This window comes from Streptomyces venezuelae (genome assembly GCF_008642275.1).
Lineage (GTDB): Bacteria > Actinomycetota > Actinomycetes > Streptomycetales > Streptomycetaceae > Streptomyces > Streptomyces venezuelae_E.
Map to the genome: position 1 here is coordinate 2,920,001 of NZ_CP029189.1, position 25,210 is coordinate 2,945,210.

The window sequence follows — 25,210 nt, forward strand, 5'->3', positions numbered from 1 at the left end:
TCCCAGGTCCCCTGGCTGCTGCCTATTCCTAGTGTGGTCAGCTTGGCAGACTGGAGCCCGTAGGGGCGGGGGCAGGTCACATGAGAGGTGCTGTGGTGAGCGATCTGGTGACGGGGGACGCGGTCGTCCTGGGGCTCAGGCCCGCGCGGCTGCCGAGCCGCGGGCTGGCGATCCTCCTCGACCTGGCCGTGTACGTCACCGGATACGTACTCATATCCGTCGGGCTGACCATGGCCACCGCCTCGCTGGACGATGCCGCGCAGGCGGCCGTGGGGGTGGCCGGCTTCCTGCTGTTCCTGGTGGGCGTGCCGATCGCGGTGGAAACGCTGTCCCACGGGCGTTCGCTCGGCAAGCTCGCCTGCGGGCTGCGGGTCGTACGGGACGACGGCGGCCCGATCCGGTTCCGGCACGCTCTGGTGCGCGGGGCGATGGGGATCGTGGAGCTGATCCTGACCTTCGGGTCGATCGCGTGCATCGCCTCGCTGGTGTCGGCGCGGGGGCGGCGCCTCGGGGACGTGTTCGCGGGCACGCTGGTGGTCCGGGAGCGGGTGCCGGGGACCCGGGTGATGCCGGTGCCTCCGCCGCCGCCGTGGCTGGCCGGGCGGTTCACGGGGCTGGACCTGTCCGCGGTGCCGGATGGTCTGTGGCTGGCCGTGCGCCAGTACCTGACGCGGATGAACCAGCTGGATCCGCAGGTGGGTGCCGCGATGGCGGCGCGCCTCGCGGACGATCTGGTGGCGCGTACGGGGGCGCCGCCGCCGGCCGGGGTGCCGGCCGCCGCGTTCCTGATGGCCGTGGTGCACGAGCGGCAGTCGCGGGATGCCGCCCGGGCGTTCGCAGCCGGGCCTGCTCCTGCGTCGATGCCCGTGGCGATGCCCGTGCCCGGACCGGTGCCCGTGCCCGGACCGGTGCCGGGGCCCGTCGCGGCGCCGGTCCCCCACGTGGCTCCCGCGCCCGTGGCGCCCGTGGAGGTTCCGCGGGCCGGCGGGTTCGCGCCGCCCGCCTGAGGATCACTGTTCCTCGAAGGCCGAGGGCGGTGTCTCCAGGTGTTCGAGTTCGACGCCGGGAGCCGAGAGCACCACGTCCCCGGCGATGTGGATCGTGTGGACCTCTCCGGTGTCCAGTGCGCTGACCTGGTACTCGTCCACCAGCAACGGGCCGCTGTCCGTGGGGTGTTCCTGGCGGGCCACGAGGGCCCAGGCCTGGTCGACCGTACGGGGCGCCAGTACCGGATCGGTGAGCGCCAGGAGCCGGACGCGGGTGGCGGGGGCGCCGGGGGTCAGGCGCAACAGGCGGGCCGTGGCGACGAGGAAGGCCGGTGAGGTGCCGGTGAAGCCGGGGGCGGCGATGTTGCCCTCGGTGGCCTCGGTGCCGGTGGGGTCGGTGCGGACCCAGGTGACGCCGTCGATGGCGGCGCCGCGTACCTGCCAGCTCGCGGCGTTGACCTCCATGCGGATGGGGCGGCCCAGTTCGTCGATCGCGAGGTCGACGGAACCGCGGTGGTCCCCGTCCGGGCCGGTGAGCTGGGAGACGTAGCGCCAGCCCGAGGGGCCGGGGGCGCAGTGGAAGTGCTCCTCGCCGAGCGGGGTGTGGTCGTGCGGGTCGTGGAGCGAGTAGCGGCCGCGGGGCATGGTGCGCACTCTTCTTCGGGTCGATGGGGAGTCGATGGGGATACGGGGCAGGCCCCCGGCACGGGTGCCGGGGGCCTGCTTCACGTTCTGCCGGTGCTGCTGATCAGGTGTGGATCAGTAGCGGTAGTGGTCCGGCTTGTACGGGCCCTCGACCTGGACGCCGATGTAGGCGGCCTGCTCCGGGCGGAGCGTGGTGAGCTTGACGCCGAGGGCGTCGAGGTGGAGGCGGGCGACCTTCTCGTCGAGGTGCTTGGGGAGCACGTAGACCTCGGTCGGGTACTCCTGCGGCTTGGTGAAGAGCTCGATCTGGGCCAGGGTCTGGTCCGCGAAGGAGTTCGACATGACGAAGGAGGGGTGGCCGGTCGCGTTGCCGAGGTTCAGCAGACGGCCCTCGGAGAGGACGATCAGGACCTTGCCGTCGGGGAACGTCCAGGTGTGGACCTGGGGCTTGACCTCGTCCTTGACGATGCCCTCGACCTTGGCCAGGCCGGCCATGTCGATCTCGTTGTCGAAGTGGCCGATGTTGCCCACGATGGCCTGGTGCTTCATCTTGGCCATGTCGGCGGCCATGATGATGTCCTTGTTGCCCGTGGTGGTGATGAAGATGTCGGCCGTCTCGACGACGTCGTCGAGGGTGGCGACCTGGTATCCGTCCATCGCCGCCTGCAGTGCGCAGATCGGGTCGATCTCGGTGACGATGACGCGGGCGCCCTGGCCGCGCAGGGACTCGGCGCAGCCCTTGCCGACGTCGCCGTAGCCGAAGACCACCGCGACCTTGCCGCCGATGAGGACGTCGGTGGCGCGGTTGATGCCGTCGATCAGGGAGTGGCGGCAGCCGTACTTGTTGTCGAACTTCGACTTGGTGACGGCGTCGTTCACGTTGATCGCCGGGAACAGCAGGGTGCCCTCGGACATCATCTCGTAGAGGCGGTGGACACCGGTGGTGGTCTCCTCCGTCACGCCGCGGATCTCGGACGCGAGCTGCGTCCACTTCTGCGGGGCCTCGCCGAGGGTGCGGTTCAGCAGCGTGAGGATGTGCGCGTACTCCTCGGAGTCCGCCGTGGACGGGTCCGGGGCGGAGCCGGCCTTCTCGAACTCGACGCCCTTGTGGACGAGGAGGGTGGCGTCACCACCGTCGTCGAGGATCATGTTCGGGCCGCCGGTGGGGGTGTTCGGCCAGGTCAGCGCCTGCTCCGTGCACCACCAGTACTCCTCCAGCGTCTCGCCCTTCCAGGCGAAGACGGGGACGCCCTGCGGGTTCTCCGGGGTGCCGTTCGGGCCCACCGCGATGGCGGCGGCAGCGTGGTCCTGGGTGGAGAAGATGTTGCAGGAGGCCCAGCGGACGTCGGCGCCGAGGGCGACGAGGGTCTCGATGAGCACGGCCGTCTGCACGGTCATGTGCAGCGAGCCGGTGATGCGGGCGCCGGCCAGGGGCTGGGCCTCGGCGTACTCCCGGCGGATCGACATCAGACCCGGCATCTCGTGCTCCGCCAGGGTGATCTCCTTGCGGCCGAAGGCGGCAAGGGAGAGGTCTGCGACCTTGAAGTCCATGGGTGCTGCTCCTCATGGTTCGAGAGGTGGGTACGGCTGGTCCGTGCGCCGTCCTGGGGACGGGACACCGAGCACAGTCCGTCGGGGGTCCTCTCTCCCCTCGGCCGGTCGCAGGGACCGCCCGACCCGCCATCAGCAGCGACGCCTGACACTGGGCACGAATCTACACCGACCGGCGGAGTCTGCCCCAGTCGGCGGGGGAACTGGCCGCGTCTTTCGGCCGGGCCGTGCGACGTTCTCCCCGGGGCCTCGCGGTCGTGCCGACGAGTGCCGGGGGGGCCGGTGCCGCTGTCGCGCAGGGTGGTGGGCGGCGGAGTTCCCCGTGGGCCGGTGGGCCCCCCTCCGGCGGTTCTCCCGCCGGTGCGAGGACCCGTCGGCGGACCTGTCCTGACCTGCCCGTACAGTTCGGCCGCACATCGGATCGAACAGAACAGGGGCGGGGTATGGGAGAGCAGGGCCGGGTACCGGGACGGCGACTCGGGTTGGTGTCGGTGTCGCTGCTGGTGGCGGGTGCGCTTCTGGGCTCCGTCGGGGGTCTCGGCGGGTACTTCTTCATGACGACGAAAGCCATGCCGTCGAGCCACATGGAGCCGACCCTCCCGACGGGCTCTTCGATGGTCTTCAACCTGCTGATCACGAAGGTGGACCGCGGCGACGTGGTGCTCTTCGACTCCTCGGCCTGGGGTGAGCAGCACCAGTCCGTGGAACGGGTGGTCGCGGTGGGCGGCGACCGCATCGCCTACACGCCCGGGGACCGGACGCTCACCTTGAACGGGAAGCCGCTGGACGAGCCGTACGTCCTGGACGGCGATCCGGTCGCGGGGTCGCCCGGCGCCTTCAGCGTGAGGGTGCCCGAGGGCCGGCTGTTCGTGCTGGGCGACCACCGCGGCAACTCCGACGACTCCCGTTTCCGGTTCGAGGTGGCGGAGGGCGGGACCGTGCCCGTGTCGGACGTGGCGGGCGCGCTCGTCGACGAGGACGATCCGCTGCTCGTCGGCCTGCGGTCCGCGGCGCTCGCCGGCGTCGGGGTGCTGGCTGCCGGTGCGTTGTCCGGTGCCGCCGCGCTGTGGCTCCGCCGCCGGGCGGCGGCGGACCCGGTGCACCCGGCGTACGCGGGACTGGTTCCGCCGCCGGGGTCCGAGGGCTCGGGGTCCGAGGGCTCGGGGGTCTGAGGCTCCGGGGTCTGAAGGCTCCGCGCGGTACGCCGAAGGCCCCCGCGGGCTGCTGCTCGCGGGGGCCTTCGCCGTAGGTGGGTTACCGGGCGGCTTCGGGTCGGTAGATGTCCGGCTCCAGGTAGATCACCCGGGCGATCGGGACCGCCTCGCGGATGCGGGCCTCGGCGGCGTTGATCGCGTCGGCGACCTGGGTCGCGGTGTCGTTGCCCTCGACCGCGATCTTCGCGGCGACGAGCAGTTCCTCGGGGCCCAGGTGCAGGGTGCGCATGTGGATCACGCGGGTGACGACGTCCCCGTCGACGACGGCGGCCTTGATCTTCTCGACGTCCTCGACGCCCGCGGCCTCACCGAGCAGCAGCGACTTCGTCTCCGCGGCCAGGACGATCGCGATGAGGATGAGCAGCACACCGATGCACAGGGTGCCGATGCCGTCCCAGATGCCGTCGCCGGTCAGCAGGGCGAGGCCGACACCGCCGAGGGCCAGGACCAGACCGACGAGGGCGCCGAAGTCCTCCAGGAGGACGACGGGCAGCTCGGGGGCCTTGGCCCGCCGGATGAACTGGGTCCACGTGAGCTTGCCGCGGATCTCGTTCGACTCCTTGATGGCGGTCCGGAAGGAGAAGGACTCGGCGATGATCGCGAAGACCAGGACGCCCACCGGCCAGTACCAGGCCTCGATGGGGTGCGGCTCGTGGATCTTCTCGTAGCCCTCGTAGATGGCGAACATGCCGCCGACGGTGAAGAGCACGATGGAGACCAGGAAGGCGTAGATGTAGCGCTCGCGCCCGTACCCGAAGGGGTGTTGCGGCGTCGCCTCGCGCTGGGCCTTCTTGCCGCCGAGGAGCAGGAGTCCCTGGTTCCCGGAGTCGGCCAGCGAGTGGACGCTTTCCGCGAGCATCGACGAGGAGCCGCTGAACAGGAATGCCACGAATTTGGCTACAGCGATGGCGAGGTTGGCGGCGAGTGCCGCCACGATCGCCTTGGTACCGCCCGACGCGCTCATGGGTGCAGGGTGTCCTTCCTAGCCACTGACTACCGGCCGCACATTGTTGCAGCCGGTGGGAGGGACGCTACGTCAGACCACCACAGTCGCCCGGAAGATCGTCCCGCTTCCGGACAGTTCGACCTTTTCGCCCGCCGGTACGAAGACCGACTCCCCGGGGGTCAGGGTCAGTTCGCCGGCCTGCGGGGAGCCGGCGGTGCAGAGCAGGATCTGCGGGGTGTCGTGCGGGAGCACACGGGACGCGCCGCCGGGCGCGAGGAGGAAGCGGGACAGCCGGAACTCGTCGATGGGGGTCTCGTAGACCTCCTCGGCGTCGCCCTCGGGGCGCATCAGGTTCGGGTCGCCCGGTTCGAACTTCGCGATCTTCAACAGCTCGGGCACGTCCACGTGTTTGGGGGTCAGCCCGGCCCGCAGCACGTTGTCCGAGTTGGCCAGCAACTCGACGCCGAGGCCGTCGATGTAGGCGTGCGGGACGCCGGCGCCGAGGAACATCGCCTCGCCGGGCTGGAGCCGTACGTGGTTGAGCAGCATCGCCGCGACCACTCCGGGGTCGCCCGGGAAGTGGTGCACCAGCGTGGCGTACGGGGTGTACCGGCCGCCCAGGCGTGTGACGGCGGCGGCGACCTCGTGCACGGTGCGGGCCATCTCGGCGCGGTCCGCGGTGAGTACGGCCGTCAGCATCTCGCGCAGTGCGGCCTCTTCGGGGTGCGCGCGCAGCAGGTCGACGTACGGCTTGAGGCTGTCGACCTCCAGGCCCGCGAGGAGCTCGGCGGCCTCCAGCGGCGGGCGGAAGCCGCAGAGACCGTCGAACGCGGTGAGCGCGCAGATCATTTCGGGCTTGTGGTTGGGGTCCTTGTAGTTGCGGTGGTCCGCGTCGATCGGGACCCCGCGGCGCTCCTCGTCCTCGAACCCCGCCCGGGCCTGCTCCCGGTCGGGGTGCACCTGGAGGGACAGCGGGGCACCGGCTGCGAGGATCTTGAACAGGAAGGGCAGCCGGGGGCCGAACCTGGCGACCGTGGCGGCACCCAGCTCGCCTTCGGGATCGGCGGCGATGACGTCCGAGAGCGCCTGCGCGCCCGCTCCCCGGTCGAGGCGGGAGGGGGCGCCCGGGTGGGCTCCCATCCACATCTCTGCCTGGGGCTCACCGGTGGGTTCGACACCGAGGAGCGCGGGGATGGCCGTGGTGGATCCCCAGGCGTAGGGGCGGATCGTGTTCGTCAGGCGGTCCATCGTCGTCTTCCTGGATAGAGCTGGGTACTTCAGTGCCTCAGCTGTGTCCGCCGGAAGCCAACGCCAGGTAGGCGGTGGCGAAATCGGTGACGGCGAGGAGTTCGGCGAGCTGCTCCAGTTCGACGCCCTCCTCCGGTTCGAGCTCGCTGACGGCCGTGTCGTGGCTGTGGGCGAGCTCGCGTGCGGCGGGGGCGGCGGTGAGCCCGCCGGTCGGCCGGTCACGCAGCAGGACGATGCGGGCGCGAAGGGCCTGGGGCTCTTCGACCCGGTCACGGAAGAAGTCGTCGGGGTCCGCGCCGGCGGCGAAGGATCCGGCGAGCAGGATGCCGTGGGCGGGCAGCGCCTCGGGGAGTACGGCGGCCAGTGCGGGGCGGCCGGCGAGCTCGGCGAGGGTGGCGGCGAACCGGCGGCCCGCGGGGGCGGCGCCGGTGCCCTCGCTCCAGATGAGCGGGAGGGAGTCGGCCAGCTCGGCGGCGAGGGTCTTGGCGGGGTTGGAGTAGGTGGCGATGGCGGGCCCGCAGCGTTCGGCCGTCCGGTCGAGCCGGTCGGCGACGAGCTGCAGGGTGTCGGGGGCGGCGGTGATCAGGCCGACCCTGTCGAGGAGCAGCAGCAACGGCGTCAGCAGGGCCCACAGGGCGCCGGGTCCGGCCGCGGCGGACTCGTCGTACTCCTGGTACGGGGCCTTGGCCATCGGTACGAGGAGCCCGTGCGCGCCGTCCACCGCCTCGCTCAGCGGTGAGCGCTCGGGGGCGACGGCGACGACGGTGCAGCCGCGCCGGTACGCCTGCTCGGCGAGGACGGCGAGCCCGGGCTCGGTGCCGTCGGTGGTGGCGATGAGCAGCAGGTCGACGGGTCCGGCCCAGCCGGGCAGGGTCCAGCGCAGTGCGCCGGCCGCGTGGGCGACGCCGGTGGGGTCGAGCCGGATGACGGGCGCGGAGGCTCCGGCGAGGGCGCCGAGGAGGTCGGCGACGCCGGTGGCGGCGGTGCCGGGCCCGGCGATCAGGACGGTACGCGGGCGGCCGTCGGGGCGCAGCTCGGCGAGACCGGCCTCGCTCGCGTGGCGAGCGGCGGTTCGGACTCTGGCTCCGGCCTCGGCCGCACCGCGGAGCAGGCCCCGGCGGTCGACGCGGGCGAGATCGTCCGGTGCGTCGAGGAGCGACTCGTCGAGCATGGCGGCCTCCGGCGGTGTTGACGGATCCAGGGTGGCGGAATCGGTCTCAGCGTCTGCGTCTGCCCTTGCTTCTGCGGGCGCGGCAGGGGTCAGGCGGGGCGGCGGGCCTCGTCCACGAGGAGCACGGGGATGCCGTCGCGCACCGGGTACGCGAGGCCGCAGTCCTGGCCGGTGCAGATCAGTTCGGGCGTCGTCTCGTCGGCCGACTTGTCCTGGAGGGGCGAGTGGCAGGCGGGGCAGGCCAGGATCTGCAGGAGACCGGCTTCGAGCGGCATGGGGCGATTCCCTTCGGGCATGTGGGTGGGGCGAGGTCAGCGTACCGCCGAGTCCTCGCCGATGCGGTGTCGTGGGGGCGTTGTTGGCCCTGGAGCCGCAGCTCGGGCGGCGGTCCGCCCGAGCGGGCGCGGCTCCGGAGGAACCCGGCTCCGCCGGGCACCGGACTCCGCCGGGACCAGCGCCTCGAACGCCGGCGAGGCTGGACATGCGGAGCCCGGATACCGGGTGTGGGTCGGGCCCGGTGGGGTCAGGCGCGGATGAGGGCGAGGGCCTCGTCGCGGACCTTGGCGAGGGTGGCCTCGTCCCGGGCCTCCACGTTCAGGCGCAGCAGCGGCTCGGTGTTGGAGGCGCGGACGTTGAACCACCAGTCGGCCGCCGTCACCGTCAGGCCGTCCAGCTCGTCCAGTTCGACGCCCTCGGCGTCGCGGAAGGCGGCCTTCACCGCCGCCACGCGTCCCACCTGGTCGTCGACCGTGGAGTTGATCTCCCCCGAGCCCGCGTACCGGTCGTAGGAGGCCACCAGCTCGGACAGGGGACCGTCCTGGCCGCCCAGGGCCGCGAGGACGTGCAGAGCGGCCAGCATGCCGGTGTCCGCGTTCCAGAAGTCCTTGAAGTAGTAGTGCGCCGAGTGCTCGCCGCCGAAGATGGCGCCGGTCCTGGCCATCTCCTCCTTGATGAACGAGTGGCCGACGCGGGTGCGGACCGGGGTGCCGCCGTTCTCGCGGACGACCTCGGGCACGGACCAGGAGGTGATCAGGTTGTGGATCACGGTGCCCGTGCCGCCGTTGCGGGCCAGCTCGCGCGCCGCGACCAGCGCGGTGATCGCCGACGGGGAGACGCCCTCGCCGCGCTCGTCGACGATGAAGCAGCGGTCGGCGTCGCCGTCGAAGGCGATGCCGAGGTCGGCGCCCTCGGCCCGGACGCGGGCCTGCAGGTCCACGATGTTCTTCGGGTCCAGCGGGTTGGCCTCGTGGTTCGGGAACGTCCCGTCCAGCTCGAAGTACATCGGGACGAGGTCCAGGGGCAGACCCTCGAAGACCGTGGGGACGGTGTGGCCGCCCATGCCGTTGCCCGCGTCGACGACGACCTTGAGCGGCCGGATGGCGGTCAGGTCGACGAGGCCGCGCAGGTGGGCGGCGTAGCCGGGGAGGGAGTCCTGCTCGGTGACGGTGCCGGGGACCGTGCCGGCGGGGATCGCCGGGGCGCCCGTGTCCGACCACTGCTCGACCAGCTCGCGGATCTGCGAGAGGCCGGTGTCCTGGCCCACCGGGGCGGCACCGGCGCGGCACAGCTTGATGCCGTTGTACTTGGCCGGGTTGTGCGAGGCCGTGAACATCGCACCCGGCAGGTCCAGGGAACCGGAGGCGTAGTACAGCTGGTCCGTCGAGCACAGTCCGATCAGGGTGACGTCCACACCGCGGGCGGCCGCGCCGCGGGCGAAGGCGGCGGACAGGCCCGGGGAGGAGGGCCGCATGTCATGGCCGATCACGATCGCCGTGGCGGACGTGACCTCGACGAACGCGGCACCGAACAGCTCGGCCAGGGACTCGTCCCACTCGTCCGGGACGACACCACGCACGTCGTACGCCTTGACGATGTTCGAAAGATCTGCGGCCACTGCCTGCCCTCCTGAGGGTCCTGTTCGGTTCAGCAAAACCTACCCTGAACCGGGAGCCGCCCTCAGGACGCGTGTGCGTCAGGAATCGGGCGATCTCAGGACGCGCAGGTGTCCGCGGCGGGTCTCGCCGGTGGACGTGCCGCCCTGGCCGGGGCCGCCGGCCTCGGCCGTGCGTCCCGGCGGGCGGGCGGCCTCACGGACGGCGTTGGCGAGGGCTTCGAGGTCGTCGCCGCTGGGGCGGGACGGCCCGGAGCCGTCGGACAGGCGCACGACGTCCCAGCCCCGTGGGGCGGTCAGGCGCTCCGAGTGCTCGGCGCACAGGTCGTAACAGTGGGGTTCCGCGTAGGTGGCGAGCGGGCCGAGAACTGCGGTCGAATCGGCGTAGACGTACGTCAGTGTCGCGACGGCAGGGCGGCCGCACGCGGTGCGCGAACAGCGACGTACAAGGCTCACGACGTTGGACGGTACCGCACTCTTGACCGGGCCGCGACGACTCCACCGCCGCTCACTCCCCCGTGTCGTGCTCGGAGCTACCCTGCGGGGGTGACCGACACCCCTCTTCCCCCCTGCCCCGCCGAGCCCCCCGCGGGGACCGGAGCCGAGCCGCGCCCGCGTCGGCGGGACCGTCACGGGCGGGGCATGCGCGGTCCGGTGGCCCCTCCGCAGGTGCCCCTGGCGGCGAGCCGGTCGGAGCTGTTCGGGGACCTCGTACGCGATTCCGTGGAGCGGCTGGAGCGGCGCTGGCCGCAGCTGGCCGACGTGGAGTTCCTGATCGGTGACGTGCCGGGGCCGCCGGGTGGTCCGGACGGCGGCTGGAACGACGAGGCGGTGCCGCTGGGCGCGGTGTCGCAGTCGCGCGAGGGGCGGCCCGCCCGGATCGTGGTCTTCCGGCGGCCGGTGGAGATCCGGGCCAAGACGCGGGACGAGAAGGCGATGCTGGTCCACGAGATCGTCGTGGAACAGGTGGCGGACCTGCTGGGGCTCACGCCGGAGACGGTGGACCCCCGGTACGGCCAGGACTGAAGGCTGTCCCGCCGCCCACCGGGGGCCCGTCACCCGGTCGTCACCGGGTCAGGACGGAGAGGTCCTGGGCCGCCTTGGGGACCGAGACCGTGGAGTGGTCGTCCGAGAGTCCCTGGACGGTGAACATCGTGATGCCCTCGTGCGGGAGGGACAGGGTGCGGGCCGCGTGGACCGGGCCGCCCGAGAGGGTCTCGACGGTGAGGGCGTAGGAGCCCTTGCCGCCGGCCGGGGCCAGGGAGAGCGTCTGCGTGCTGCCCGCCTTGACGGTGACCTCCTGGGAGGCCGCCTCGCCGCCGCCGGTGCCCGGCGAGGCGGTGACCTTGACCTTGGCGTCGGCCCCCGGGGCCGTGAGGGCCAGCAGGGTGGTGTTCTCCTCGGGACGGTTGTCGGCGACGGTCGCCCGTGTGCCGACCGGCCCGGTGGCCGGGATGAAGCCGAGCTCCTGCTTGGCGCCGGAGCCGCGGACGACGCGTACCGCCGCGACGGCCGGGGCGGACTTCTTGGGGTCGGAGGGGCTCAGCAGCAGCGAGCCGGGCTCGCCGCGGGTCAGGTCCTTGAGGTCCACGACCGTCGTCATGCCTGCCTTGGCGTGCAGCTGCTCGTTGCCGGCCGGGGTGATCGAGCCGCCCGGTGCGGCCAGGCGCACCTTCAGGTCCGCGTCCTCCTCGCCCGGTACGAAGACGACCAGCCGTACGGAGGCGGCGTCCGCCGGGATGCCCGGCAGCACCAGCGAGCCCGCCGGGTCGGCGGCGGCCGGCAGCCAGTCGGCGCCCACCCCCTCCTCGCCGACCTGCACCGATGCGCCGACCCGGCCCGCGCGGGTGGTCACGTGGGCGGTGGCGTCCGCGAGCTGGGCGCCCGGGACCAGGGTGGACAGCAGGACGGTCTTGGTGGACTTGCCGTCGACCCGGATGCTCTCGCTGGTGCCGGCGTCGGGCTTGGCCGGGCCGTCCGGGCCGAAGATCTTGATGTCGACGATGGCCGCGGCCTCGTCGGGGTTGGTGAGGTGGACGTAGTCCTCGCGCCCCTTGGCCGTGCTCACCGCGGGGAACCAGAAGTCGGTGCCGGGTGCGGTGCAGCCGACGCCGAGCACGCCTCGGGTGCGGCCCACGGAGACCTTGGTGGTCAGCTGGGCGGTCCAGCCGGGGGCGAGGACCCCGTCCGCGCTGCCGGTGAGGGCCGGGGCGTCTGCGCCGCTGGCGGCGGCTCCGACGGGCTTGCCCGGCTCCTTGGGCTCCAGCACCGGCTTGGCGTCCTTGGTGGCGCCGAGCAGCCGGGCCGAGCCCTTGCCCTCGCCGGCGGGCGCGCCGGGTGTGAAGGACGTGTACGTGGTCTCGGCGATGTCCGAGGAGCTGGGCCCGGGGCACACCAGCAGGGACCGCTCCACGGGCATCCGGGCGGCGGCCGCGGTCCGCCCGTCGGCCGCCTTCCCGTCGGCGGCGGGTGCGGTGAGGGCGGCGAGGCCGGTGACGGCGGCCAGGGCCGTGGTCACCGCCGCCAGCGTCAGGGGTGCGCGCTGCTTCACTGCTGGGGGCTCCCGTCCGGACGCTGGTCGTGCGGTGCGTGGGGGTGGTGGGGGTCGTACGGCTGGTAGGGCTCGTACGGGTAGGGGTACTGCTGCCGGTCCGGGTCCTGGTCCGGCTGCTGGGCGTAGGGGTCCTCGTAGACCTGACCGCCCTGGCTGCCCTGGCCGGCCTGACCGGCCTGACCGGCCTGGCGGTCGTACTGCGGGTACTGCTCGTACGGGGTCTGCTGCTGTGGCTCGTAGGCGTAGCCGCTCTGGTCGCCGTACGCCTGGTAGGCGTAGCTGTCGTCGCCGTACACCGGCTGCGCCGGGATCTGCGCGTACGGGTCGGCGGCCGCGGCGGTCTCCACCGGTGCGGGGGCCGGTTCGGCCTCGGCGCGCAGCCGGCGGGCGCGGCGGCCCTCGCCGGCTTCGCCCGGGCCGGGCCGGTCCGGGAGCGCGGCCTCCTCCTCCGGCAGGTCGTCGTCGAGCTCGGCGCGCCGGCCGGGCAGCGCCATGACGAGCAGGACCAGGGCGAGCAGGCCCTGGGCCCAGTACCAGGAGGTCTGCAGCAGGGAGTCCTCGTGGACGAGGTCGAGGCGGCCGCCGTCGGCGGGCAGTTCGAAGCCCTGGGCCCAGCCGTCGACGGTCTTGGGCTTGAGGGGCTTGCCGTCGAGGGTGGCCTGCCAGCCCTCGTCGGCCCGGTCGGCGATGCGCAGGACGCGGCCCGCGTCACCGGCGGGGATCTTGCTGTGGGCCTCGACGGGTCCGGCGGCCACGGGGATCGGGGCCTCGCCCTGCTTGCCGGAGACGATGACCGCGCGCGGCAGCCAGGGTTCGACGCCCCACAGCGCGGTGCCGTCCTGCTGGTGGCGGCGGCTGAGGCCCGGGGTGGCGTCGAGGACGCGGCGGATCTCCTCGGGGCCGCCGGGGCGGAACATCACGAACCGGATGGCGTAGGCGCTGAGCTGGCTGGACTGGTCGGCGCCGGAGCCGGCGACGAGGTTGGAGACGACCTTGTCGAGTCGGGCGTCGCCGCCGGTGCGCGCGGTGATCTCGGCGTCGCCGATGCGGCCGCCGGAGCCGCGGACGAGGCTGTAGGAGACGGTGGCGGGCGGGTCCAGGTCGAGGATCAGGGTGCGGGTCTGGTTGTCGTCGCCGCCCGCGTCCGCGACGAAGGCCGGGACCTGTACGGGGTCGCGGCGCTGCAGCGGGCCGTCGGCGCCGGCGAGCATCCAGGTGGCGGCGGCGATCAGCGGTCCCGCGGCGGCGGCCAGGGCGATGAGGGCGGCCAGGGGCTGGCGCCAGCCGAAGCTGCGGGCGGCGACGCGTTCCCTGGCCCCGTCGGCGCCGAGTGCGGCGGCGGTGAGCAGGGCGAGCCCGTAGACGAGGGTGGCGGGTCCGGCCCAGGCGGTGCGGTTGAGGACGACGGCCAGGAGCAGTCCGGCCAGGGCGGCGGCCCAGGCGGTGCGGACGGCGAAGGCGCGGTCGGTGCGCAGCAGGGCGGCCAGGGCGGCCAGGACGATGCCGGCGAGCACCGCTCCGGGACCGGTGCCCGGGCCGCCGGGGCTGAGAGTGAGCAGGCCGAGGGCGTCGGCGGAGCCGGCTCCGTAGGGCAGTCCGGCCTCGTGCAGGAGGCGGCCGGGGTGCGTGAGCAGGCCCAGCGACCAGGGGGCGAGCACGACGAGCGGGACGGCGAGGGTGGCGAGCAGCCGCAGGCCGTACGCCTTCCAGTGCGCGCGGCGCAGCACCAGCGCGCCGGTCCCGAGGGCGGCGGCCAGCGGCCAGACGACGGGGGTGAAGGCGGTGGTGAGGGTGAGCAGGAGCGTGTACGTCCACACCGCTTGCCGGCCGCCCCGCCGGTCGGTGGCCCGTGCGCCGTCGGCGAGGTCGAAGGCGGCGACGGCGGAGCGGGCGAGGAGGGGGAGCACGACGGCGAGGACGGCGGTGCCGAGGCGGCCTCCGGCGAGGGCGCCGGTGACGGCCGGGAGGAAGGCGTAGGCGGTGGCCGCCCAGGCGCGCAGCAGCCGGGATTCGACGAGCGGGCGGGAGGCGAAGTAGGCGGTGAGGCCGGCGAGCGGGACGGATCCGGCGAGCAGCAGGGTGAGGGCGGCCTGGGTGGAGCCGAACAGCAGGGTGGCGAGGGTGCCGAGGACGGCCAGGTAGGGGGGCGCGGAGGCGGTGGAGCCGGTGCCGACGGCGTGCCAGCCGTCGGTGTAGGCGGCCCAGAGCTCGGAGCCGCTGCCGGGGGCGGGCAGCAGGGCGCCGCCCATGAGGGAGCCGCCGCCGATCAGGGCGCGGCAGGCGGCGAGGGAGACGAGGGCCAGGAGGGCGAGCAGGAGGGGCGCGGGGTTGCGGGCGAGCCGCTTGAGGCGGGCGAAGCGCTCCGTCTCCACCAGGTACTCGCCGTCCTCGCGGGGGGCGTCGAGGACGCTGCCTCCGCCGTGCCGGCCCGCGGGGGCGGCGGCGGTGTCGCGGTCGCCGCCGAAGTAGCCGGCGAGCTGTTCCGCGTTGGCCCGCAGGGAGGCTCCCGGCGGGGGGAAGAGCGGGCGCAGTTCGGCGGCGGGGACGGCGGGGCGGCGGCGGGCCTTGCGGGCGGCGAGGAGCCGGCCCGGGCGGAGCAGGGTGGCGAGGAGGCCGGTGAGTTCGTCGACGGCCTGGCCGGGGGCCTTGCCGATGAGGTAGGCGAGGGTGCGGAGCACGGTGCCGAACAGGACGCGCAGCAGGACGTACGGCAGGGCGCGGCCGGAGCTGTTGGCGAGGATCGTGTAGACGGCGCCGGCCTTGTCGACGCGGTGCGGGCCGGCGGTGGTGCGTCCGGCGCAGTCGACGGTGCGGCGTTCGCGGGCGGCGGCCTCGGCGTGCCGCAGGACGGCGTCGGGGGCGACGAGGACGGTGTGGCCGGCGCTCTGGGCGCGCCAGCACAGGTCGACGTCGTCGCGCATCAGCGGCAGGCGGCGGTCGAAGCCGCCGAGCTCGTCGTAGACGTCGCGGCGGACCAGCATGCCGGCGGTGGAGACGGACAGGACGGGGCGTACCTGGTCGTGCTGGCCCTGGTCCTGTTCGCGGCGGTCGAGGCCGGTCCAGCGGCGGCCGCTGCGGGCGATGGTGACGCCGGCTTCGAGGAGCTGCTTCTTGTCGTACCAGCCGCGCAGTTTGGGGCCGATGACGGCGGCGTCGGGGTTGTCCTCGGCGACGCGGAGCAGTTCGGTGAGGGCGTCGGGTTCGGGGGCGCTGTCGTCGTGGAGCAGCCAGAGCCACTGGACGGGTTCGCCGTGGGGGAGCTCCGGGAGGTCGTACGTGTCGTCGCGCCAGGTGCGGCTGACGGGGTCCCAGCCGCTGGGGCGCTTGAGGTACGGGAGGTCCTCGGGGGTCAGGGTGCCCGCGGAGCGTGCGGCCTCGTCGACCGCGGTGCCGAAGCCGGTGCGGCGGGCGAGGTGCAGGACGCGGTCGTCGCCGAGGGCTTCGGTGAGCAGGCGCGCGGATTCGTCGGCGCTGCCGGTGTCGGCGGCGACGTGGTTCTGGGCGGGGCGTTCCTGGCCGAGGAGGCCGGCGAGTGTCCGGGGCAGCCAGCGGGCGCCGTCATGGGCGACGAGGACGGCGGTGACGACGTGCCGGGGGAACTCGGGTGTGGCCGGGGCCTGGTAGGAGGCCGTCGACTGGCTGTGCAGGGACATCGCGGTACGGGCCCTCCGGCCGGGGGTCCGGGGGTGGTGTGCCCTCGGAGGCTGCTGGACAGCGCCCCACCCTAACGGCTGCCACGACAGCGGTCCGCCTCCTGCGGGGAAGGTGCAGGAGGCGGACCGTGTGCCGTGGCGTGTGCCGCGCTCTTCGTCCCGTTCGGCGCGCTGTCCGTCATGGGGTGAAGTGCGCTCTGTCGTGCGCTCTGTCGTGCACTCCGTCGTGCGTTCCGCGGTGCTCGGAGTGGTGCGTGCAGTGGTGCGTCGAATGGTGCGTGACGTGCTGTGCCGGCTGTGCCGTGTGCTGTGCGGTCGGTGTCCGACCGGTGGTGCGTCGGCCGTTTCAGACCGCTGCCTTTTTCAGGCGGCGGCGTTCCCGCTCGGACAGACCGCCCCAGATGCCGAATCGCTCGTCGTTGGCGAGGGCGTACTCAAGGCATTCGGAGCGGACTTCGCAGGCGAGGCAGACCTTCTTGGCCTCGCGGGTGGAGCCGCCCTTCTCGGGAAAGAAGGACTCGGGGTCGGTCTGGGCGCACAGAGCGCGCTCCTGCCACCCGAGCTCTTCGTCCGCCTCCTCGACCAGCAGTTCCTGAAACAGCTCGGTCATGTGCGCCCCTCGCTCTGTCTGTGCGTCCCCGTGACGATGCCGTCACTGATTGCTACGTAACGACACGAGTGAAATTACAAGTGCGTGGCTCCGGGGCAGTCAAGCCGAGATCTGCTATTGGGCCCCTTATTCACTCTGCGGAACCAAGCCTATGCAGAAAGTGTTCATATCGCCAAAAATCGTGACACATGCCACCGGCACCACGGGATGCCGTCTTTACCCGTATTCCACGTGCCACCTCCGGGCGGGGTTGCGGTCCGGCCGGAGAAGCGGCGCAGATCACATTCAGGTCACGGAAGTCGGGATCGGGTTTGAGCGCCAACACAGCGGCACATCCCCTGCCGCACAGTGCACAAACCTTTCTCCGTGCACGGTAACCGGATGAGGTGAAACTTTTACCCCAAAGCGGACATTGGGTTGACAGTCAGGCCTTCGAGCCGTTCTCCTTGTTCGCATGTCAGCGCCCGCAGCCACCACCCGGACCCCCATTCGTGGGTTCCTGTGCGCTGCCCAGGTTCGCTGTTGCTGTTGCAGCTGTTGATGCCCGTGGAGCCCCGGCTCCCCAGAGCTCCGGCCCGCCCCCGCAGCAACCGCCAGCACGACTGACATCCGTCGAGGTACCTCCACGATGAACAGCACGAACAGCGCCGCCCCCGCCTCCCCCGTCGCTCCCGCCACGGTCGAGAGCGACCTCCAGATCGCCGGCGACATCCTCGCCGTCCAGCACCTCCTGCAGCCCGCCCGCGAACATCCGGCCACCATCGCCGAGTTCGCCGGGCTCGCCCGCTCCATCGCCGAGGACCGCGGCTCCTGGGAGCACCTCGTCGAGTACGACGCCACCACCCGCTGGTACCACCGGCTGCGCACCGGCCCCGGGTACGAGGTCTGGCTGCTCAGCTGGGTTCCCGGCCAGGGCAGCGGCCGCCACGACCACGGCGCCTCCTCCGGCGTCATGACCGTCCTGCAGGGCGAGCTCACCGAGCACACCCCGCGCGGCCGCAGCACCCACCGCCCCGGCACGCAGCGCGTCTTCGCCCCCGGCTACGCCCACGAGGTCGTCAACGACACCCTCGACGGCGCCGTCAGCCTGCACGTCTACTTCCCCGGCCTGACCGAGATGCCGATGCACAGCTGCTCCCCGGCCGAGTCCGAGACCGTACCGGCCTGAGCTCCGCCCGGCCTCCGCCCCCCGGCGACGGCACGGCTGACAGACTGTCCGCATGCGCATTGTTGTTCTGGCCGGCGGTATAGGCGGCGCCCGGTTCCTGTCCGGACTCAAGTCGGCGGTGCCCGACGCGGACATCACGGTCATCGGCAACACCGGTGACGACATTCACCTCTTCGGGCTCAAGGTCTGCCCCGACCTGGACACGGTGATGTACACCCTCGGCGGTGGCATCAACGAGGACCAGGGCTGGGGCCGCACCGACGAGTCCTTCACCGTCAAGGAGGAGCTGGCGGCGTACGGGGTCGGACCCACCTGGTTCGGCCTCGGCGACCGCGACTTCGCCACCCACATCGTGCGTACGCAGATGCTCGGCGCCGGCTACCCGCTGAGCTCCGTCACCGAGGCCCTCTGCGACCGCTGGCAGCCGGGCGTCCGGCTCCTGCCCATGTCCGACGACCGGGTCGAGACCCACGTCGCGATCACCGAGGCCGGCACCGGGGAACGCCGTGTCATCCACTTCCAGGAGTACTGGGTCCGGCTGCGCGCCTCGGTGGACGCGGAGGCGGTCGTACCCGTCGGGGCCGAGCAGGCCAAGCCCGCCCCCGGTGTGCTGGAGGCCATCGCCGCCGCCGACGTGATCGTCTTCCCGCCGTCCAACCCCGTGGTCTCGATCGGCACGATCCTCGCCGTCCCCGGCATCCGGGACGCCGTGGCCGCCGCGGAGGCTCCCGTCGTGGGCCTCTCCCCCATCGTCGGGGGCGCGCCCGTGCGCGGCATGGCCGACAAGGTGCTCGCCGCGGTGGGCGTCGAGTCCACCGCCGCCGCGGTCGCCCTGCACTACGGGACCGACCTGCTGGACGGCTGGCTGGTGGACACCTCGGACGCGGACGCCGTCGCCGCGGTCGAGGCCGCCGGGATCACCTGCCGCGCGGTGCCGCTGATGATGACCGACGTGGAGGCCACCGCGGAGATGGCCCGCGCCGCGCTGGCACTGGCGGAGGCCTCCCGGTGACGCCGGTGCCCGCGTACGAGGTGCGGGCGGTCGACGGGATCCCGGAGGTCAGGCCGGGCGACGACCTGGCGAAGCTGATCACGACGGCCGCCCCGGACCTGCGGGACGGGGACGTCCTGCTGGTCACCTCGAAGATCGTCTCCAAGGCCGAGGGCCGGATCGTGGAGGCCGGTTCGCGCGAGGCCGCGATCGACGCCGAGACCGTACGGGTGGTCGCACGCCGCGGTCCGCTGCGGATCGTCGAGAACCGGCAGGGCCTGGTGATGGCCGCGGCCGGCGTGGACGCCTCCAACACCGCCCCCGGCACGGTGCTGCTGCTGCCCGAGGACCCGGACGCGTCGGCGGCCGCGATCCGCACCGGGGTGCGCGACATCCTGTCCGTGGACGTGGGCGTGGTGGTGACGGACACCTTCGGGCGGCCGTGGCGCAACGGGCTGACGGACGTGGCGATCGGCTCGGCCGGGGTGCGCGTCCTGGACGACCTGCGCGGCGGCACGGACGCGCACGGCAATCCGCTGAGCGCGACGGTGGTCGCGACCGCGGACGAGCTCGCCGCCGCCGGCGACCTGGTCAAGGGCAAGGCGGCCGGGCTGCCGGTGGCCGTCGTGCGCGGGCTGGCGCACGTACTGGGCGAGGGCTCCTCGGCACGGGACCTGGTGCGCCCGCCGGCCGACGACATGTTCCGGCTGGGCACCTCGGAAGCGGTACGGGAGGCCGTGACGCAGCGCCGCACGGTACGGGCCTTCACGGCGGAGCCGGTGGACCCGGGCGCGGTGCGGCGGGCGGTGGCTGCGGCCGTGACGGCCCCGGCCCCCCACCACACGACGCCGTGGCGGTTCGTCCTGCTGGAGTCGGAGGCCTCCCGGGTGCGGCTGCTGGACGCGATGCGGGACGCGTGGGTCGCCGATCTGCGGGCGGACGGCAAGTCCGAGGAGTCCGTGGCGAAGCGGGTGCGGCGCGGCGACGTGCTGCGGGCCGCCCCGTACCTGGTGGTGCCGTGTCTGGTCACGGACGGCGCGCACCACTACGGGCACGCCCGGCGGGACACGGCCGAGCGGGAGATGTTCGTGGTCGCCATGGGCGCGGGCGTGCAGAACCTGCTCGTCGCGCTGGCCGGGGAACGGCTGGGCTCGGCGTGGGTGTCCTCGACGATGTTCTGCCGGGAGGTGGTGCGGGAGGTGCTGGAGCTGCCGCAGGACTGGGACCCGATGGGAACGGTGGCGGTGGGACACCCGGCGGCGGCTCCTGCGGACCGGCCGGGGCGCTCCGCGGCGGACTTCATCCAGGTCCGCTGAGGCGGGCCAGCCCGGGCGGCCCGGGCGGGCCGTGTCTCGTGGATCGGGCAGGGTCGGGCCGGGGTCTTCCCGGGCCCGCAGCGAGGCGGCCGGGGAAGGCGGCGCGGAGCGTCGTCGGTCCAGGCCGACGCCGACGCCGCGGGGCGGGGCGGGGTGCCGGTCGCCCCGGGCCCGGTCCGACCTGCGGGCCCGGACTCAGAGCCGGCCGATGTCGCCGCGCGGCATGCGGGGCGTGCGGCGGGGTGGGGTGCGGCCCGCGAGGAGGATGAGGCGGGCTGCGCGGTGTCGCTGGCCGGCGTACGGGGCGAGGAGCTCCAGCATGGCGGCGTCGTCGGCGTCGCGGTCGCCCACGAGGGCGTAGCCGACGATGCCGGGCAGGTGGAGGTCCCCGGTGGTGATCGCGTCGGGGTGGCCGTTGCTGCGCTGGAGGGTTTCGGCGGAGGTCCACGGGCCGATGCCGGGAACGGCCTCCAGCCTTCGTACGGCCTCGGGCAGGTCCATCGCCGCGGCCTCTTCCAGGCGGTTCGCCACGCGGGCCGCCCGCACGATCGCGGCGGAGCGCTTGGCGTCGACCCCGGCCTTGTGCCAGTCCCAGGACGGGATCATGGCCCAGGTGGCCGGGGCGGGCATGACGTACAGGCCCGGGCCGGCCGGGCCCGGGGCGGGCTCGCCGTACTGCCTGACCAGGCGGCGCCAGGCACGGTAGGCCTCGTCGGCGGTGACCTTCTGCTCCAGGACCGTGGGGATCAGGGATTCGAGGACCAGGCCGGTACGGGTGAGGCGCAGGCCGGGGCGGCGGCGGTGGCTGGCGTGCACGAGGCGGTGGCGGGGTACGAACGCGGCGGGATCGTCGCCCGCGCCGAGGAGTACGGGCAGCTGTTCGAGGAACCAGTCGGCACCGGGGCCCCAGGCCTCGGCGTGCACCTGCTCGCCCGCACGGGACACGCGGAGGGTGGCCGGGCCCTGCGGGGTGCGGGCGGTGCGCCAGACCGAGCCGTCCGGGGTGACCCGGAAGGTGGGGTCGGCGGGGCCACGGCGGAGCGGGCCGAGGGTGAGTCCGAGGTCGACGGGGCCGTCGGGGGTCCAGCGGCGTTCCCCGGCCCCGGAACCGGCGGTGCTTCCGCGGCCCGCGGGGACGTCGGTGCGTCCGCCGCGGACGGCGGCGCGGGTGAGGGGATCGAAGCGGCCGGCCATGTCCCGAGCGTAGCCCGGCGCGGCCGCGGCCCCCGGGGCCCGGCTCCTGGAGGGGCCGGGCCCGGCCGTCGTGGCCGCCTGTTCGCCGCGCCGGCGATCGGAGGCGAGGGCACGGGCACGGGCGCGGGGCACGGTGCGGGATGCGGGATGCGGGGCGGAGCCCCGGCGACGGCGCCGCGCGCCCGGACCCCGTGAACCCCACGGACCCCGGGCCCATGGACCCGCAGAGCCCGGTCCCGCAGACCCGCAGACTCCGGACCCGCAGGCCCCGGACCCGCAGACCGCCGGAGGCTACGGGCGGCCCTGGAGCTTGGCCGAGGCCGTGCGCGCGGCGCCCAGCTTGCCGTAGAGCTTCGCGCCCGGGCACTGGGTGGCGAAGCCGTCCCGGTGGCCGGAGATGACGTTCATCGACACGTTCCTGCCCTTGGGGTAGCGGTTGCCTCCGCCCGACGTCAGGGTGGTCTTCGCGCGCGGGTCCCGGCCGAAGAGGCCGAGCTTCCAGGCCGTGAGGCGCGCGACCGAGTCGACCACCGCCGCGGGCGGGGTCGCGGAGGTGAAGGTGCCCAGCACCGCGACGCCCATGCTGTTGGTGTTGAAGCCCATGGTGTGCGCGCCGAGGACCGCCTTGGAGACGCCGCCCGCGCGTCCCTCGTAGACCGTGCCGCACTTGTCGACGGCGAAGTTGTAGCCGAGGTCCCGCCAGCCGTTGCTGATCACGTGGTAGCGGTACAGGCTGCGCAGGACCGCGGGGGCGTCCTTGCAGGCGTAGTTGTTGCCGGAGGCGCTGTGGTGGACGAAGGCCGCCTTGACCGTGCTCGTGTAGACGAAGCCCGACTCGCGCAGGCCCTCGTCCGCGCCCCAGCCCTTGCGGGTGACGATCCGCGGACGCGGTCCGATGTACGGGGCTGCGGCCGCGGTCAGTTCGCCGTCGCTCGCGAAGACGGCGTCGGCGGTGGAGTCGGCCTTGTCGAGTGCGGTGATCTCGTTCGCGCCGAGCGAGGCGTGCGGGACGTTCGCGGCTGAGGACTCCGCCGTCCCCATCGACATGGCGGGCACCGTCACCTCGCCCTTGCCGTCGCCGTCGGAGCCCGTGTTCTTGCCGTCGGCGCCGGTGGCGGGGGTGTCCGCGCCCGGGTCGACGAGCTCGATCCGCATGCCCGTGGGCAGCCGGGAGGGGGCGCGGGTGGCCGGGGCGCCGGATTCGGCCTGGACGCGGACCTCCACGGCGTCGGACTCGCCCACCCACAGCGGGGCGGTGGCGCCGCGGATCGGGCGGGAGCCGCGTTCCGCCGCGTCGGGGTCGGCGCCGTGTTCGCCGTTGTGGGTCTCGACGTCCTGCCAGTCCGACCAGGTGGCGGTCCGCGTGGAGCGGGTGCGGACCTGGACCCGGCCGTTCAGTTCGGTGGCCGCGTCGTCCCAGACCACGCCGACCAGCGAGAACGTCTTGACCTCACGTGCGGTCAGGCCCTGCGTCTCGGGGCGGGCCGGGGAGGCGCTCATTCCGGGGACTCCGGGCGCCCGCGTCGCAGGCGGTCCCAGCGGGACGAGCGGCAGCGACTGGGTGGACCCGGCGGGGGTTACGGGGGCGGTCTCGGCCAGGGCGGGGGTGGGGAGCGCGAGGGGCAGGGCCAGTACGGCGGCCGTCGCGACGCCGATCGAGGAAGCAAGGAATCCACGCATGAAAAGGATGGTGAGCACGCCGATCGCCGGGCGCCATCCGAGAACTGACGCTCCGTCCGGCCCGTCGCGCGTTACCCCTCCCCCGTACGGGGGAGTCGACGGCCCCCGTACGGGGGACGGGCCCGCGTACGCTGTGCCGGGTGAACGCCACTGACCGCACCCCTGCCGACCTGCTGCGATCCGCGCTCGCCGCCGATCCGGGTCGCCCGCTCGTCACCTTCTACGACGACGCCACCGGCGAGCGCGTCGAATTGTCCGTCGCGACCTTCGCCAATTGGGTGGCCAAGACCGCCAACCTGCTCCAGGGCGACCTCGGGGCCGAACCCGGGGACCGGCTCGCGCTGATGCTCCCGGCGCACTGGCAGAGCGCGGTGTGGCTGCTCGCCTGTGCCTCCGTCGGGGTCGTCGCCGAGGTCGGCGGGGATCCGGCGGACGCGGATCTCGTCGTCAGCGGCCCGGACACCCTGGAGCGGGCCCTGGCGTGCGGCGGTGAGCGGGTGGCGCTCGCGCTGCGGCCGCTGGGCGGACGGTTCCCGCAGCCGCCGGCCGGGTTCGCCGACTACGCGGTGGAGGTGCCGGGGCAGGGCGACCGCTTCGCGCCCTTCGTGCCGGTGGATCCCGGGGGTCCGGCGCTGGTCGTGGGCGGCGAGGAGCTGACGCACACGGCGCTGGTGGCCCGCGCGCGTGAGGACGCGGCGAGGCTCGGCCTCGGCGAGGGCTCGCGGGTGCTGACCGGGCTCGGCTACGACACCTGGGACGGCCTCTCGGCCGGGCTCTACGCCGCGCTGGCCGCGGGCGGGTCCGTGGTGCTGTGCCGGAACCTGGACCGGCTCCCGGCGGACGGGCTGGTGCAGCGCCGCGAGAGCGAGCGCGTCACCCACACCGTCTGATCGCCGGCCGGAGGCCTGTCACTCACACTGGTGAGAGGCAGGTACGGGCGATTTGTCACCCGAACGGTCCTAGACAAGCCCCCGCCCCCGGGCTGCTCCGGCACCTCGGGGGCAGCATCGGCAGTGGCCGTGCTCACCCGTACGGCCGACGGCCCGCAGTCGTAGCGGCGAGGGGACGGACGCCAGTGACGGACAGCGCAGGCATACCGGGTGGCACCGGCGCGGCCGGGGGTGCGGGGCGGCCCCCGCGCACCCGCGGGCGCCGGCGCCGGCTGCTGCGCTGGACGGGCCTCGGGGCGGTCTTCCTGGTCCTGGCGGGTACGGCCACCGGCTGGTGGCTCTACAACAAGCTCGACGGGAACATCACCGAGGACACCTCGGCCGCGGCCGAGCTGCGGCGCTACGAGCGCGAGCGCCCGGCGCACCTGGCCACCGGGGCCCAGAACATCCTGCTGATCGGCTCGGACTCGCGCTCCGGCCGGGACAACGCCAGGTACGGCCAGGACGGGGGTACCCAGCGCTCGGACACCACGATCCTGCTGCACCTGCCGCAGGACCGCAGGAGCGCGACCGCGGTGTCGATACCCCGGGACCTGATGACGGACATCCCCTCCTGCCGGCAGGTGGACGGGAGCCGGACCGCCGAACGGTTCGCGCAGTTCAACTGGGCGTTCCAGTGGGGCGGGGCCGCCTGCACGATCCGTACGGTGGAGAGGCTGACCGGGATCCGCGTCGACCATCACATGGTCGTCGACTTCGGCGGGTTCAAGAAGATGGTCAACGCCATCGGCGGGGTGGAGGTCTGCCTCAAGGAACCGGTGAACGACGCCGAGGCCAAGCTGCGGCTGGCCGCCGGCCGCCAGACCCTGCGGGGCGAGCAGGCGCTGGGGTACGTACGCGCCCGCCACAGCCTGGGCAACGGCAGTGACACCGAACGGATGGACCGGCAGCAGCAGTTCCTCGGTTCGCTCGTCAAGAAGGTGCAGAGCAACGGGGTGCTGCTCAATCCGGCGCGGCTGTACCCGCTGCTGGACGCGGCGACCTCCTCGGTGACCACGGACCCGGGGCTGGCCTCGCTGCGCGGGCTGTACGAACTCGTGCGGGGCATGCGGGACATCCCGACCGATCAGGTCAAGTTCCTGACGGTGCCCCGCAGGCCGTACGCTCCCGACCCGAACCGGGACGAGCTGGTCGAGCCCGACGCGCAGCGGCTGTTCCAGCAGCTGCGGACGGACAAGCCGGTGACGGTCGCGCCGCCGGAGCCCTCGCCGAGCGCGGCCGCCGCCGAGGGCGGCGGGACGGGCACGGAGGGCGGTTCGGACCCGGATTCCACCGAAGAGGGAACCGTCACACCTCAGGCACCCGTCCCTACTTTCACGGGAACCACTGCGGGTAACGCCGACTGCCGGTAAAGCAATCCCAAAAGCCGGTGCCCGAACCGAGCGGGATGGGCGGTTCACCCCGTTATAAGGGGAGTGGAATTTGTCACCAGCATGGTTTGC

The 25,210-nt window shown here is 73.5% G+C and carries 21 protein-coding genes; 8 read left to right on the plus strand and 13 right to left on the minus strand.

Translation table 11 applies throughout. From position 1 onward, the window contains the following. Window positions 1-95 precede the first annotated feature (95 nt). Window positions 96-1,007 (plus strand): RDD family protein, encoded by a 912-nt coding sequence (locus tag DEJ51_RS12585; RefSeq protein ID WP_150257671.1) that lies wholly within the window; start codon window positions 96-98, stop codon window positions 1,005-1,007. A 3-nt stretch (window positions 1,008-1,010) separates the two neighbouring features. Here the strand turns inward: DEJ51_RS12585 and DEJ51_RS12590 are convergent, their stop codons facing one another. Then, window positions 1,011-1,631, minus strand: a complete 621-nt coding sequence (locus DEJ51_RS12590; RefSeq protein WP_150257672.1) for a hypothetical protein — start codon at window positions 1,629-1,631, stop codon at window positions 1,011-1,013. A gap of 114 nt (window positions 1,632-1,745) precedes the next feature. Next, complete coding sequence (gene ahcY / locus DEJ51_RS12595; protein WP_150257673.1) at window positions 1,746-3,182, minus strand: adenosylhomocysteinase; 1,437 nt, start codon at window positions 3,180-3,182, stop codon at window positions 1,746-1,748. Window positions 3,183-3,625: 443 nt separating this feature from the next. Between ahcY and lepB the strand changes: the two genes are divergently transcribed. After that, the gene (gene lepB, locus DEJ51_RS12600) at window positions 3,626-4,354 is read left to right on the plus strand and encodes a signal peptidase I (protein ID WP_150257674.1); all 729 of its coding nucleotides are present in this window, start codon (window positions 3,626-3,628) and stop codon (window positions 4,352-4,354) included. An 82-nt stretch (window positions 4,355-4,436) separates the two neighbouring features. Here the strand turns inward: lepB and DEJ51_RS12605 are convergent, their stop codons facing one another. The 6 genes from DEJ51_RS12605 to DEJ51_RS12630 all read right to left on the minus strand — a co-directional run bounded on the left by DEJ51_RS12605 (window position 4,437) and on the right by DEJ51_RS12630 (window position 10,108). Next, a complete protein-coding gene (locus DEJ51_RS12605; RefSeq protein WP_150257675.1) occupies window positions 4,437-5,360 on the minus strand; it encodes a cation diffusion facilitator family transporter in 924 nt (307 codons plus the stop codon). 72 nt (window positions 5,361-5,432) lie between these two features. Next, a complete protein-coding gene (manA, locus tag DEJ51_RS12610) occupies window positions 5,433-6,590 on the minus strand; it encodes a mannose-6-phosphate isomerase, class I (protein WP_150257676.1) in 1,158 nt (385 codons plus the stop codon). 37 nt (window positions 6,591-6,627) lie between these two features. Further along, window positions 6,628-7,761, minus strand: coding sequence for an SIS domain-containing protein (locus DEJ51_RS12615; RefSeq protein WP_150257677.1), 1,134 nt, complete (start codon window positions 7,759-7,761; stop codon window positions 6,628-6,630). 89 nt (window positions 7,762-7,850) lie between these two features. Next, window positions 7,851-8,036, minus strand: coding sequence for a Trm112 family protein (locus DEJ51_RS12620; protein WP_150257678.1), 186 nt, complete (start codon window positions 8,034-8,036; stop codon window positions 7,851-7,853). Window positions 8,037-8,284: 248 nt separating this feature from the next. Beyond that, the gene (locus DEJ51_RS12625; RefSeq protein WP_150257679.1) at window positions 8,285-9,655 is read right to left on the minus strand and encodes a phosphomannomutase/phosphoglucomutase; all 1,371 of its coding nucleotides are present in this window, start codon (window positions 9,653-9,655) and stop codon (window positions 8,285-8,287) included. A gap of 78 nt (window positions 9,656-9,733) precedes the next feature. Beyond that, window positions 9,734-10,108: a DUF3499 domain-containing protein gene (locus DEJ51_RS12630; RefSeq protein WP_150257680.1), complete on the minus strand. Its 375-nt coding sequence runs from the start codon at window positions 10,106-10,108 to the stop codon at window positions 9,734-9,736. Window positions 10,109-10,198: 90 nt separating this feature from the next. On the opposite strand from DEJ51_RS12630, the gene DEJ51_RS34480 reads away from it, so the two are divergent. After that, window positions 10,199-10,678: a metallopeptidase family protein gene (locus DEJ51_RS34480; protein ID WP_411757305.1), complete on the plus strand. Its 480-nt coding sequence runs from the start codon at window positions 10,199-10,201 to the stop codon at window positions 10,676-10,678. Between the two features lie 40 nt (window positions 10,679-10,718). Here the strand turns inward: DEJ51_RS34480 and DEJ51_RS12640 are convergent, their stop codons facing one another. From DEJ51_RS12640 to DEJ51_RS12650, 3 genes are all read right to left on the minus strand, one after another. Then, window positions 10,719-12,203 carry a DUF5719 family protein gene (locus tag DEJ51_RS12640; protein ID WP_150257681.1) on the minus strand — a complete coding sequence of 495 codons (1,485 nt, stop codon included), beginning with the start codon at window positions 12,201-12,203 and terminating at the stop codon, window positions 10,719-10,721. Continuing rightward, complete coding sequence (locus DEJ51_RS12645) at window positions 12,200-15,859, minus strand: glycosyltransferase family 2 protein (RefSeq protein WP_150257682.1); 3,660 nt, start codon at window positions 15,857-15,859, stop codon at window positions 12,200-12,202. The genes DEJ51_RS12640 and DEJ51_RS12645 overlap by 4 nt, the downstream gene beginning before the upstream one ends. A gap of 346 nt (window positions 15,860-16,205) precedes the next feature. After that, entirely contained in the window at window positions 16,206-16,469 is a 264-nt protein-coding gene (locus DEJ51_RS12650) for a WhiB family transcriptional regulator (RefSeq protein WP_003983763.1), read from the minus strand. A 628-nt stretch (window positions 16,470-17,097) separates the two neighbouring features. On the opposite strand from DEJ51_RS12650, the gene DEJ51_RS12660 reads away from it, so the two are divergent. From DEJ51_RS12660 to DEJ51_RS12670, 3 genes are read left to right on the plus strand one after another with little or no spacing between them, the layout of a single operon-like run. Further along, window positions 17,098-17,637, plus strand: a complete 540-nt coding sequence (locus DEJ51_RS12660; protein WP_150257684.1) for a cysteine dioxygenase — start codon at window positions 17,098-17,100, stop codon at window positions 17,635-17,637. Between the two features lie 52 nt (window positions 17,638-17,689). After that, window positions 17,690-18,649, plus strand: a complete 960-nt coding sequence (cofD, locus tag DEJ51_RS12665; protein WP_150257685.1) for a 2-phospho-L-lactate transferase — start codon at window positions 17,690-17,692, stop codon at window positions 18,647-18,649. Further along, the gene (locus tag DEJ51_RS12670) at window positions 18,646-19,944 is read left to right on the plus strand and encodes a coenzyme F420-0:L-glutamate ligase (protein WP_150257686.1); all 1,299 of its coding nucleotides are present in this window, start codon (window positions 18,646-18,648) and stop codon (window positions 19,942-19,944) included. The genes cofD and DEJ51_RS12670 overlap by 4 nt, the downstream gene beginning before the upstream one ends. A gap of 195 nt (window positions 19,945-20,139) precedes the next feature. On the opposite strand, the gene DEJ51_RS12675 is transcribed toward DEJ51_RS12670, so the two are convergent. Then, entirely contained in the window at window positions 20,140-21,138 is a 999-nt protein-coding gene (locus DEJ51_RS12675) for a DNA-3-methyladenine glycosylase family protein (RefSeq protein ID WP_150257687.1), read from the minus strand. 291 nt (window positions 21,139-21,429) lie between these two features. Beyond that, entirely contained in the window at window positions 21,430-22,818 is a 1,389-nt protein-coding gene (locus DEJ51_RS12680; RefSeq protein ID WP_150257688.1) for a peptidoglycan recognition protein, read from the minus strand. Between the two features lie 140 nt (window positions 22,819-22,958). On the opposite strand from DEJ51_RS12680, the gene DEJ51_RS12685 reads away from it, so the two are divergent. Both DEJ51_RS12685 and DEJ51_RS12690 read left to right on the plus strand, forming a co-directional pair. Further along, window positions 22,959-23,708, plus strand: coding sequence for a TIGR03089 family protein (locus DEJ51_RS12685; RefSeq protein ID WP_150257689.1), 750 nt, complete (start codon window positions 22,959-22,961; stop codon window positions 23,706-23,708). Between the two features lie 185 nt (window positions 23,709-23,893). Continuing rightward, window positions 23,894-25,120 (plus strand): LCP family protein, encoded by a 1,227-nt coding sequence (locus DEJ51_RS12690; protein WP_150257690.1) that lies wholly within the window; start codon window positions 23,894-23,896, stop codon window positions 25,118-25,120. Window positions 25,121-25,210: the final 90 nt, after the last annotated feature.